We start from the raw sequence: 11,787 nt of genomic DNA, 5'->3' as shown, positions 1-11,787 counted from the left end.
TATCAGTATGATGCAGTTTATCAAACCTTTTTGACCAAAGTCGATGTGATCGAATAAATCAGTGTTTCCCTAAATTGACTTGATAGTGTAGTAATCGGTTCTGTGTCGGAAATTGTGCCGAGGAAAAATTTTGCGATGCCCGTGACTTGGCATATTGCGATGCGCCCTTCCGGGCGTTAAGCATTGTCTAAAACGGCAATAAGCGAACTGATGGAGACGTTTGAGCATGCAAAGGCCTATATTCGCGCCAAGGTTAAGCATCCTTTCAAGTTGTCGTAAAGAATCTATTCATACACCGCAAGGCACGCTAAAAATGGGTAACCAAGAACACCGCTCAGCTATTCTTATTGTTTGGTTTTGCCAATTTACTGTTGGCTCGTCGATGGATAGATGACGATGACAGCCAAGTTGCATTCAGAAAACAAAAAATGAGAGATATAATGCAAAAAATGACTCAATTCAGACCAGAAAATGCTGAATCCAACCCAGTATCCAGAAACCGTGCTCGATACGCTGCTGTGCGATGAATTATTCAGCACTTCCTTAACTTTAAAACCTTTATTGAGTTAAACTAGTCATATATGACTAATTTTTATCATCCCGATCAAATTATCCGTCCGGAAATTCTCGAGCTCTCCGCTTATCATGTCCCGCCCGCAACAGGTATGATCAAGCTGGATGCGATGGAGAACCCATATCCGTTACCACTCGTGATACGTGACGAAATTGCACAATTAACTGCAAGTGCACCGGTAAACCGCTACCCCGATGCAAGTGCCACTCAACTTAAAGCGATGCTACGCCAGGCCTTGGCTATTTCCGATGAAATGGATATCCTGTTAGGCAATGGATCGGATGAAATTATCCAGATCATTGCCATGGCACTAGCTAGGCCTGGCGCGGTATTAATGAGTGTTGAACCTGCATTTGTCATGTTCCGGATGATCGCGGCATTCGCAAACATTCAATATGTTGGAATACCTTTACAAAAAAATTTCTCGCTTGATCTGGAAACAATGCTAGCTGCAATTGCAGAACATAAACCTGTCGTCATTTTCCTGGCCTACCCTAATAATCCAACCGGAAATTTATTTGATCCCGCAGCGATTTTAAGCATCATTCAGGCAACTTCTGGTATCGTTGTTGTCGATGAAGCTTACCATGCATTTGCTGATGCTAGCTTTATGGATAAACTAACCCAGTACCCCAATTTATTGTTAATGCGTACACTATCCAAGTCAGGATTGGCCGGTCTAAGACTGGGGCTATTAATCGGCCGATCTGAATGGTTAGTGCAACTGGAAAAGGTGCGTTTGCCTTATAATATTGGCATAATGACGCAATTAATTGCAGAGAAGGTATTGCACCATACTGCAGTATTATCAGAGCAAGCGGAAGCGATCAAGTCAGAACGCACAAAAATGAGAACATTTCTTGGTACAATAGACAATATTGAGGTATATCCTTCGAACGCTAATTTTATTTTGTTTCGTATCCATGCAGCCAGTCAAATCTTTCAGGCACTTAAGCAACGCAAGATACTAATCAAGAATCTTGATGGCACACATCCATTATTAGAAAATTGTTTGCGTGTAACAGTAGGTACACCCGATGAAAACTCTCAATTTTGCACAACATTACACACCATACTGAGTGAAACAGTTTAGAATCCACTCCAATTCCTTGTATTAATCAAAGATTTTATTCTATGCGCCGGGCACAAGTTACACGAAATACGCTGGAAACTCAGATCAGCATCGACCTGAACTTGGATGGGACAGGCAAATCTGTCCTGGAAACTGGCGTGCCTTTTCTGGATCACATGCTCGACCAGATTGCTCGCCATGGCATGATAGATCTTGAAATCGCTGCCAAAGGTGACTTGCATATCGATGCACATCACACGGTGGAAGATATTGGCATCACTTTTGGTCAAGCCTTTACCAAAACAGTGGGAGATAAAAAAGGATTGCGCCGCTATGGACATGCCTACGTACCGCTTGATGAAGCATTGTCACGTGTAGTCATAGACCTATCCGGACGTCCCGGTTTGGTATTCAATGTTGATTTTGTCCGGGCGCGTATTGGTGATTTTGATGTCGATCTCATTCGTGAGTTTTTTCAGGGATTCACTAATCATGGCTTGATAACGCTGCATATCGACAATATCTCCGGAAAGAATGCGCACCATCAGGCAGAGACCGTGTTTAAAGCGTTTGGGCGTGCGTTGCGCATGGCTATAGAACATGATTCAGCGGCAAGCGGGATTATTCCATCCACCAAAGGCACTTTATAAGTAACTTTGTTTAACTACATCATTGTATGATTGATATCGCAATTGTTGATTATGGAATGGGAAACTTACGTTCCGTACAGAAAGCGCTTGAGCATGTTGCACCGGCTGCCTCGATTGCAGTCACCAGCGATCCGGATGTTGTGCGAGAAGCCAAACGTATAGTTGTACCAGGCCAAGGCGCCATGCGCAATTGTATGCATGAGCTGGAAATTCGCGGATTACGTGAAGCCGTCATGGAAGCAGCTGTTCACAAACCGTTTCTTGGCATCTGCATTGGCTTACAAATGCTGTTTGAAGAAAGTGAGGAAGGACATGTGAAAGGCCTGAATATCCTGCCTGGCAAGGTCGTGCACTTCCCTGCCACGGCCATGACGACGGCAGACGGACAAAAACTTAAAGTACCGCATATGGGCTGGAATCAAGTTTATCAGGCCATTAAGCATCCTTTATGGGAAGGTATTGCAGAAGACGCGCGTTTTTATTTCGTACACAGTTATTATGTCGAGACTACTGATTCTGAATCAATCGCGGCAAGAAGCAATTATCCTTTTCCATTTACTTGTGCTGTTACAAAAGATAATATTTTCGCTGTACAATTCCATCCAGAAAAAAGCCAATTGGCAGGATTAACCTTATTAAGTAATTTTGCAAAATGGACACCAAATTTCTAAAACCAGAAAGAAATAAACTGATTCTATTAATCAACTATTCCCTCTGATTAAGCCATGCTGATTATTCCTGCAATAGATCTCAAAGATGGGCACTGCGTTCGACTCAAGCAAGGAGTCATGGAAGAGGCAACCGTATTTTCCAAAGAACCCAGTGAGATGGCAATACATTGGTTAAGCCAAGGTGCAAGGAGACTTCATCTTGTCGATTTAAACGGTGCATTTGCTGGCAAACCAAGAAATGAAGAAGCGATATGTGAAATTGTACGAGCCATCAATAACCTGATTCCAATTCAGCTGGGCGGCGGTATTCGTGATCTCGATACAATCGAACGTTACCTGGACAATGGCATCACCTACATCATTATTGGCACTGCAGCCATTAAAATTCCCGGTTTCTTGCAAGATGCTTGCAATGCCTTTCCGGGTCAGATTATGGTCGGACTGGATGCAAAAGATGGCAAGGTTGCTGTTGATGGCTGGTCTAAAATAACCGGACATGACGTGGTTGACTTGGCGAGAAAATTTGAAGGCTACGGCGTAGAAGCGATTATTTACACAGATATCGGCAGAGATGGCATGCTCAGTGGCATCAATGCCAAGGCCACGGTTGAATTGGCCAGAGAATTGACTATACCAATCATTGCCAGCGGCGGAATCACCAATATTGATGATGTGCACACACTGTGCGAAATTGAATCAGAGGGTATTATGGGTGCCATTACTGGCCGCGCTATCTATGAAGGTTCGCTTAATTTCATGGAAGCCCAGATCTTGGCTGACAAACTAAGTAAGAGTAACGATATCTCATAAAAAACCCTTGCAATTGAATACTGGCACAATTCATTTTTTTCTCTTACTCTAACGACCGGCTTCTAAAACTAATGAGCCTCGCTAAACGAATTATTCCATGTCTGGATGTAACCAATGGACGTGTTGTTAAAGGTGTTAACTTTGTTGAATTACGTGATGCAGGAGATCCGGTAGAAATCTCACGCCGCTATGATGAACAAGGTGCTGATGAACTTACTTTTCTGGATATCACAGCCAGCTCTGACAATCGCGACCTGATTCTGCATATCATTGAGGAAGTCGCTGCACAAGTATTTATTCCGTTAACCGTTGGCGGCGGTGTGCGTCAAGTAGCTGATGTTCGCAGGTTACTCAATGCCGGCGCTGATAAAGTCAGCATCAACACATCAGCAGTACTGAATCCGCAACTGGTTGCCGATGCCTCAGATCATTACGGTTCTCAATGCATCGTTGTAGCGATTGATGCCAAGCAAGTTAGCTCAGCCGGAGGTTCCCCACGCTGGGAGGTTTTTACCCATGGCGGACGTAAAGCAACCGGCATTGATGCCATCGAGTGGGCAAGAAAAATGCAATCTCTCGGAGCTGGTGAAATTTTACTCACCAGCATGGATAGAGATGGCACACGAAACGGTTTTGATATCGCCTTGACCCGCGCTGTTTCAGATGCGATTGATATACCGGTAATTGCCAGCGGCGGCGTTGGCAATCTGGATCATTTGGTTGCAGGCATTCTGCAAGGACACGCAGATGCTGTATTAGCGGCCAGTATTTTTCACTATGGAGAATTTACCGTGCTGCAAGCAAAACAGTATATGGCACAGCATGGTATTGAAGTGCGGCTATAATGTTAAAATTGTTGATGAAATTTGCAACATTACTCTAAAAAATCCTAATTTATTTATGCCTGATACCTGGCTTAGCAAAATCAACTGGTCTGAAGATGGGCTGATACCAGTGATCGCTCAGGAAGCGGATAGTGGCAAAGTTCTTATGGTTGCTTGGATGAACCGGGATGCGCTTAAGCTGACGGTAGAAAAACGTGAAGCAGTATACTGGTCACGTTCGCGCAAGAAACTTTGGCATAAAGGTGAAGAATCCGGCCACATTCAAAAATTAAAAGATATTTATTTGGATTGTGATGAAGATGTTCTTCTTCTTATCGTGGAACAAATCGGTGGAATTGCGTGCCATACTGGCAGACACAATTGCTTCTTTCAGAAACTGGAAAATAACGAGTGGGTTATCGCAGCTCCTGTTATTAAAGATCCCTTAGAAATCTACAATAAATGACTGACACAACTATTCTTCACCGCCTGGCGGAAACCATTGAATCACGGAAGTTAGCCGATGCAAACAGCTCATATGTAGCAAAGCTGCTTCATGGCGGGCAAGATAAAATACTCAAGAAGATAGCGGAGGAATCTGCTGAAACATTGATGGCTTCGAAAGATGGTAATGCCGAGCAAGTTATTTATGAAACAGCCGATTTGTGGTTTCATTGCCTAGTATTACTTGCCTACCATGAACTCACGCCGGATGATGTTTTGAAAGAACTGGAAAGACGCGAAGGTGTATCGGGCATACAAGAAAAAGCATCAAGAAAAACGGATTAAAATATGGATAATTGTATTTTTTGCAAAATTGCAAGAAGAGAAATTCCTTCCAATAAAATTTATGAAGATGAAGAAATTCTCGCCTTTAATGATATCAATCCTGCCGCGCCTGTTCATTTCTTGCTGATCCCTAAGCTACATATTGATTCACTGGCCGATGTTCAAGATAATCATCAGAACTTATTAGGAAAAATGCTATTATTGACTCAGAGATTGGCAAAAGAACAAGGCTGCGAAGATGGTTACCGCACCATTATCAATACCGGCCGCGTAGGTGGCCAGGAAGTATTTCATTTGCATTTTCATATCATCGGTGGCCGGGAACGCCTGCCCGGAATGATTCATCACAGCTAGGCTAGTACTGTTCCATTTAAAAGGAGAAAGTAATGGGCACATTCAGCATTTGGCATTGGATTATCGTATTGGTCATTGTCGTATTGGTATTTGGAACAAAGAAATTACGCAACCTAGGGAATGATCTAGGAAGTGCCTTGAAAGGATTTAAAGAAGGCATGAAAGAATCAGATACTGAAAACACTCTATCGAAATCAGCCCCTATCCATGAACCAGTGATAGAAGTCACAGCAAGCAAGGAAGCTTCCGTGAATACCTTCAAAGACAGTCAATCAGCAAACCCAACCAAAGACAGCGCGCCGCAATCAGCCAGCGTAAATAGCCAGACTACAGACACCGAAATCAAGGAAACAACACAGACTAGAACGTAGATATTCCAGTATCTGTGAAATTCCCAAACATACTCAGGTCTGATGGATGCTTTCATTAATACAATTTCGATCAGAGAAACAACATGTTTGATATCAGTTTTATGGAATTACTGGTTATCTCAATGGTTGCATTAATCGTTATTGGACCAGAACGACTGCCCACCGTAGCGCGCACAGTTGGGAATCTATACGGACGCTGCCGGAACTTCGTATATAGCGTTAGAACCGATATCCATAATGAAATGCGTATGGAGGAACTGAAGAACATGCAATCTTCTGTGCAGGAAACGGTTCAATCCATCGAAGATTCCGTACAACAAAGTGTTGATCAGTTAAAAACAACCGTTGCTGATGTCCAAACTGATGTTAACTCACCTGTAAACCTACCCGCATCACAACTGCCTGAAGAATCCGAACAACTGGCGCCGGTCAGCAATGAATCACTTCATAGCTCCCTTAATAACGAGAAAAAATAATAATCAATCGCCTATATGAAGTCTATTGATGCCCCGCCCCTAAGCAATCACCATGCTTGAAGGCTCATTCTTATCGCATTTAGTGGAATTACGTACCAGAATGATACGTGTTCTGGGCGGGCTCATGCTTGGCTTTCTGCCTTGTGCTTTTTACGCACGTGAACTCTATACCTTGTTGGCCCAACCGCTGCTGGAGAAGCTACCGCAAGGCGGGCAAATGATCGCCACGGATGTCGCGACACCTTTCTTTGTACCGATGCAAGTCGCCATGATGATGGCTTTCGTCATTACATTACCGCACACTTTTTATCAAATATGGGCTTTTGTCGCACCCGGACTCTATTCTCATGAAAAACGTATGGCGCTGCCTTTGGTCTTTGGCAGCAGCTTTTTATTCTTTTTCGGTATGGCATTTGCCTATTTTGCAGCGTTGCCACTGGTATTTGAGTTCATTACTTATTTTGCACCGGAAGGCGTCGCCGTAATGACAGACATCAGCAAATACCTGAGCTTTGTTTTATCCATGTTCCTCGCATTTGGTATCACTTTTGAAGTACCGGTATTTGTTATCATATTAGTCAGAACAGGCGTAATCACTATTGAGAAGCTAAAGGAAATCCGCCCCTATGTAATTGTCGGCGCATTCGTCATTGCTGCCATCATTACACCGCCCGATGTTGTTTCGCAATTTATGCTGGCAGTACCTTTGTGCCTGCTTTATGAGTTGGGTATATTCATCGCTGCTTTTATGATAAAGAAACAGGATCAAGAAATTCAATCTGATGCGTCAACACCTACCCAAAAAAATCCTTCAGAACAGAAAGATATTCCTACAAAAACAGACTGACCGATTTGATACCTGTCCCCAACAAGGATAGATAGAAATCGTTATAATGCAACCAATCCGATCCTTCTTACTCTAAAAAAACAACCCATTGTATGGATGTCTATCTTCGAGGAGATCAGCGATGTCAAATAGCCTTCATGTTATTGATTTAGCAAAATTAGCTGTTGTATCTGCCAGTATTTTCAGTCTGTTTGCTGTCGATATCACGTTCGCACAATCGCCGAATGCAGATCATCGTAATCAGCCACCTTCAAATTCACAGAACCTGACTCCTCAGTCCGCACCCGAAAGCCCGCCGGATCTCGGCAGACCGCCAAGAACCATTCATCGCGTTGGCACCGCCATTAGCACGCCGCGAAACAGCATCAGTATTAAGAGCACAGATGCTGGGATCATACCCCGGCAACCGCCTGCGTCGGGGTGCATCAATTGCGGCATTGTTGATTTCGTTAATAAAATGGGGCAAGGAAATAATCTGAACGCAATCGCAAGTGGTATCGTCGCGGGAACAGTCGCGAGGGAAATCATCCGCCCACATGGCACCAATCAGCCAGACACGGCGGATGGCATGCCTGGCGATCACGGCGGCAATATGGCTAATCCGGTCAATCCGTATCAAATCGGCGTCACTATGAGTGATGGCAGGCAAGCAATCATTGCACTGCCTGATGCAGCAAACTTCCAGCAAGGCGATAGAGTTAAGCTGATCGATGGCGTGCTGGTCCTTGATCGCTAATGAAGGTTATCATCCAGAGAACTGCCTGTATGTTTTATAAACTTCACCCTGCACAGCCCATGATGCCGCCATTTGCAAATGCTTCATTCATTGGAAGACACAATTGAATTCTTCAATCCTCAAGAAAATTGAACTTCCGATTGAAGGGATGATATGTGCTGCCTGTGCGGCACGTATCGAAAAGAATCTGAACAATCTCGCCGGTGTACAGGCGGTTGTCAACTTTGCCAATGAGAAAGCGCATGTCAATTATGATGAAAGCCAAATTAAAACAGATGCGCTGATTAGTGCCATAGAAAAATCCGGTTTTCATATTGCTCCGCAATCTGTGCAACTGCAATTGCACAAAATGACTTGCGCGGCCTGTGCTGGCCATATTGAAAACGCATTAAATAGATTGCCCGGTGTCACAGCCACTGTGAATGTGGCGACCGAAACGGCCAGAGTAAATTTCATACCAGGCTTGGTAAGGGTCGACAATTTGATCGATGCAGTGATTGATGCAGGGTATGACGCCAGCGAAATCAGCGAATCCAGTCATACTGAAGAAAAAGCAAGGCGACTGGCAGCCTATCAGGCTGAATTACGTTTATTCTGGATCTCCTCTGCCCTCACTTTGCCGCTCGTGTTGCAAATGGGTGCTATGTTTTCAGGCCATGATATGGACATGCTACCGCGATGGTTGCAATGGCTATTGGCAACCCCGGTGCAATTCTGGATTGGGCGGCGTTTCTATATTGGCGGCTGGCACTCCCTGCGCAGCGGCGGAGCCAATATGGATGTGCTCGTTGCATTAGGCACCAGTATGGCCTATTTCTTCAGTGCCATAGTCACAGCGCTCACACTCGATCAACATGTCTATTTTGAGGCCAGCGCAGCAATTATTATCCTAGTTTTACTAGGCAAATTGATGGAAGCGCGCGCCAAAGGGAAAACCTCTGAGGCCATTGAGGCGCTGATCAGATTGCAACCTAAAACAGCCCGTATCGAGCGTAATGGACAAATTCTCGAGGTGTCGGCAAGCAGTCTGCAAGTCAATAATATTTTTATCGTACGCCCGGGTGAAAATCTGCCGGTTGACGGCGTCGTCATGGAAGGGGCTTCCAGCATTAACGAATCCATGTTGACCGGCGAAAGTTTGCCCGTCAGCAAACAAGTAGGCGCAAAAGTCTTTGCCGCTACGCTAAATCAACAAGGCCTACTCAAATGTCGTGCAACCAGTGTTGGCGAACACACCCAGCTGGCCGCTATCATTCATTTAGTAGAAGCGGCACAGGGTACCAAAGCACCCATTCAACGCCTAGCAGATACAATTTCTGGAATATTCGTCCCCATTGTTGTGGCGATCAGCGTCCTGACCCTGGGAATTAACTGGTGGCTCACCAGTGACTTTGTTTCCGCACTGATCAATGCTGTCGCCGTGTTGGTCATCGCTTGCCCTTGCGCACTAGGGCTGGCCACACCTACCGCAATTATGGTTGGCACAGGACGCGGTGCGCAGGTTGGTGTCCTAGTCAAAAATGCGGCGGCACTGGAAAATGCCGAGAAGATTCAAACCATCATTGTCGACAAGACCGGCACCCTCACCGAAGGCAGACCGGAAGTCACCGACATTGTCCCAATTGCATCGATCAACACGCAGGATTTTTTGCAAATCGCAGCTTCCCTGGAACAGGGATCAGAACACCCGTTGGCTCGGGCAATTCTGGATCGTGCGCAGAAAATGCAATTACCGCTTCAATCCATCGATAATTTCTCGGCTATCACCGGCAGCGGTATCACAGCCCGCATGAATGGCGTTCAACATCTGCTTGGCTCACCCAAATTTCTAAAGCAACAAGGCATCATTGTGGATGAAAAACAGATCGCCACTCTGCAAGCAGAAGGTAAAACGGTCATCGGCGTTGCCTCGACTGCGGATAACGATTCTAGAATCCTTGGTTATCTGGCCATTGCGGACCGCTTGCGAGACACTTCTCTGAGAGCCATTGAACGCCTGCAATCGATGGGCATTGAAGTGGTAATGCTAACCGGCGACAATGCCTTGACCGCTGCTGCCATTGCCAAACGTACTGGTATTATGCAATATCGCGCTGAAGTTTTACCACAAGATAAAGCCGCAGAAGTTATGAAGCTGAAAGCTGATGGCAAGTTTACCGCCATGGTCGGTGATGGCATCAATGACGCGCCAGCCTTGGCAGCAGCAGATGTCAGTTTTGCTATTGGCGCCGGTTCTGATGTCGCCATTGAGGCCGCAGATATCACCTTGATACGCAACGATCTAATGAGTGTTGTCGATGCCATTTCTCTCTCGCGCGCCACACTCCGGAAAATCCGTCAGAATTTATTCTTTGCCTTTGTCTATAATATGCTCGGCATTCCACTGGCTGCTATCGGCTTGCTCAATCCGGTGATTGCCGGGGCAGCTATGGCCATGAGTTCAGTATCGGTTGTTAGCAACTCACTGCTATTGAAACGTTGGAAAGCAAATCATTAAAAAATCATTTAAAGGAAATATGTCATTATCATGCAAACCACCACTATAAAAATCAAGGGCATGACCTGCATGGGTTGCGTCAATAGCATCAAAACCGTCCTAAAGAACCTACCTGGTGTAATCGAAATGGAAGTTACTCTTGACCCAGCCCAAGCGATTGTTCAGTACGATCCCGCTAATGCTAGTATCGCTCTACTTAAAGAATCCATCCTCGATGCAGGATTCGAAGTGGTTGATTAGGAATAAACTTTTCTCAGTGTTCCATACCACTCAGAATCATCGCCACAAGGCAAGAATCTTAATCAACACTACAGATTCCACAACAAACTGGTACTCTTTAAATCCGTTTTGAACAGATCAGGGCATCTGCACAATCGCATAATGAAGTGTTACCGCAAAACTGAACCTAGTTGGGAGAAAACGAGCACTACCACTTGGGGCAAACAGATACCATCTTAATCTACTGTCTTAAAAGGAAGATCCACTATATTTTTTGCGCTTGAAAAAATCGGAGGATTTATCGAAGTGCCCTTTTGTATTCGATAATTTAATTTAACTTTAGAATTACCAGGAAAAGCCGTAGGTTATCTTTGATTATCGTATCGATATGGTGTGATATTAATAATATCGTTTTCAGAACATATTATAGGGAGGTGATAGCAATGATTAGAGAACTTTCTTTTGATGATGAAGATGTCGTTTATCCTGTTGATAGTATGAACGACGAGGATGATCTACTGGCGGATAGCAAAATTCCACCCGGGAAGTTTGCAAAAATAATTGACGAATTCGAAGCTGCCAAAGATGATTTAGACGAAGACGAAGACGAATTCGAAACAGTCAAAAATGATTTAGACGAAGACGATGATGTTACACTCGACTCGTTAGGACTGCGGTAGTCTCTCAAACTCTACAACAGCACTTGTTGCATAGCGAACGCAAAAGAGAAATATATTAATCAATATCTTGCAAGTGATATCCGTAATTAATCCGTTTTGTATTTTAATTTGGAGAAAAAATTTACGTGGTTCGATTATGAATCAGTAGCCTGTTTGTTGATACCAGTTCAAAATTGACCACCTGTGCCGGTTGAAAATTGACCAAGATCGGAAGAGC

General features: G+C 44.5%; 15 protein-coding genes. All 15 read left to right on the top strand.

What is annotated here, in order from left to right; translation table 11 throughout:
• Positions 1 to 581: 581 nt before the first annotated feature.
• The 15 genes from hisC (at position 582) to K2P83_RS12615 (ending at position 11,570) form a co-directional block, all read left to right on the top strand.
• Positions 582 to 1,667, top strand: a complete 1,086-nt coding sequence (gene hisC / locus K2P83_RS12685; protein WP_292929741.1) for a histidinol-phosphate transaminase — start codon at positions 582 to 584, stop codon at positions 1,665 to 1,667.
• A gap of 41 nt (positions 1,668 to 1,708) precedes the next feature.
• Entirely contained in the window at positions 1,709 to 2,296 is a 588-nt protein-coding gene (gene hisB, locus K2P83_RS12680; RefSeq protein WP_292929739.1) for an imidazoleglycerol-phosphate dehydratase HisB, read from the top strand.
• A 26-nt stretch (positions 2,297 to 2,322) separates the two neighbouring features.
• A complete protein-coding gene (gene hisH, locus K2P83_RS12675; protein ID WP_292929737.1) occupies positions 2,323 to 2,967 on the top strand; it encodes an imidazole glycerol phosphate synthase subunit HisH in 645 nt (214 codons plus the stop codon).
• A gap of 54 nt (positions 2,968 to 3,021) precedes the next feature.
• On the top strand, positions 3,022 to 3,777 hold the full coding sequence (gene hisA / locus K2P83_RS12670) for a 1-(5-phosphoribosyl)-5-[(5-phosphoribosylamino)methylideneamino]imidazole-4-carboxamide isomerase (RefSeq protein WP_292929735.1): 756 nt from the start codon (positions 3,022 to 3,024) through the stop codon (positions 3,775 to 3,777).
• Between the two features lie 71 nt (positions 3,778 to 3,848).
• Positions 3,849 to 4,622, top strand: coding sequence for an imidazole glycerol phosphate synthase subunit HisF (gene hisF / locus K2P83_RS12665; protein ID WP_292929733.1), 774 nt, complete (start codon positions 3,849 to 3,851; stop codon positions 4,620 to 4,622).
• Positions 4,623 to 4,677: 55 nt separating this feature from the next.
• On the top strand, positions 4,678 to 5,067 hold the full coding sequence (gene hisI / locus K2P83_RS12660; protein ID WP_292929743.1) for a phosphoribosyl-AMP cyclohydrolase: 390 nt from the start codon (positions 4,678 to 4,680) through the stop codon (positions 5,065 to 5,067).
• The gene (locus K2P83_RS12655) at positions 5,064 to 5,390 is read left to right on the top strand and encodes a phosphoribosyl-ATP diphosphatase (RefSeq protein ID WP_292929731.1); all 327 of its coding nucleotides are present in this window, start codon (positions 5,064 to 5,066) and stop codon (positions 5,388 to 5,390) included. Before hisI ends, K2P83_RS12655 begins: the two co-directional genes overlap by 4 nt.
• Positions 5,391 to 5,393: 3 nt before the next feature.
• Positions 5,394 to 5,744: a histidine triad nucleotide-binding protein gene (locus K2P83_RS12650; protein WP_292929729.1), complete on the top strand. Its 351-nt coding sequence runs from the start codon at positions 5,394 to 5,396 to the stop codon at positions 5,742 to 5,744.
• 32 nt (positions 5,745 to 5,776) lie between these two features.
• Complete coding sequence (tatA, locus tag K2P83_RS12645; RefSeq protein WP_292929727.1) at positions 5,777 to 6,115, top strand: Sec-independent protein translocase subunit TatA; 339 nt, start codon at positions 5,777 to 5,779, stop codon at positions 6,113 to 6,115.
• Positions 6,116 to 6,198: 83 nt separating this feature from the next.
• Positions 6,199 to 6,591: a Sec-independent protein translocase protein TatB gene (gene tatB / locus K2P83_RS12640; protein ID WP_292929725.1), complete on the top strand. Its 393-nt coding sequence runs from the start codon at positions 6,199 to 6,201 to the stop codon at positions 6,589 to 6,591.
• A 52-nt stretch (positions 6,592 to 6,643) separates the two neighbouring features.
• The gene (tatC, locus tag K2P83_RS12635) at positions 6,644 to 7,438 is read left to right on the top strand and encodes a twin-arginine translocase subunit TatC (protein ID WP_292929723.1); all 795 of its coding nucleotides are present in this window, start codon (positions 6,644 to 6,646) and stop codon (positions 7,436 to 7,438) included.
• 121 nt (positions 7,439 to 7,559) lie between these two features.
• Positions 7,560 to 8,174 carry a hypothetical protein gene (locus K2P83_RS12630; RefSeq protein ID WP_292929721.1) on the top strand — a complete coding sequence of 205 codons (615 nt, stop codon included), beginning with the start codon at positions 7,560 to 7,562 and terminating at the stop codon, positions 8,172 to 8,174.
• Positions 8,175 to 8,277: 103 nt separating this feature from the next.
• Positions 8,278 to 10,671, top strand: coding sequence for a heavy metal translocating P-type ATPase (locus K2P83_RS12625; RefSeq protein ID WP_292929719.1), 2,394 nt, complete (start codon positions 8,278 to 8,280; stop codon positions 10,669 to 10,671).
• A gap of 30 nt (positions 10,672 to 10,701) precedes the next feature.
• A complete protein-coding gene (locus K2P83_RS12620; RefSeq protein ID WP_292929717.1) occupies positions 10,702 to 10,911 on the top strand; it encodes a heavy-metal-associated domain-containing protein in 210 nt (69 codons plus the stop codon).
• 422 nt (positions 10,912 to 11,333) lie between these two features.
• Positions 11,334 to 11,570 carry a hypothetical protein gene (locus tag K2P83_RS12615; protein WP_292929715.1) on the top strand — a complete coding sequence of 79 codons (237 nt, stop codon included), beginning with the start codon at positions 11,334 to 11,336 and terminating at the stop codon, positions 11,568 to 11,570.
• The last annotated feature ends 217 nt before the right edge of the window (positions 11,571 to 11,787 follow it).

It is taken from the genome of Nitrosomonas sp. (assembly GCF_019752415.1).
Lineage (GTDB): Bacteria > Pseudomonadota > Gammaproteobacteria > Burkholderiales > Nitrosomonadaceae > Nitrosomonas.
The sequence above is the reverse complement of the archived record's forward strand: the minus strand, read 5'-3'. Positions and strand labels throughout refer to the sequence as shown.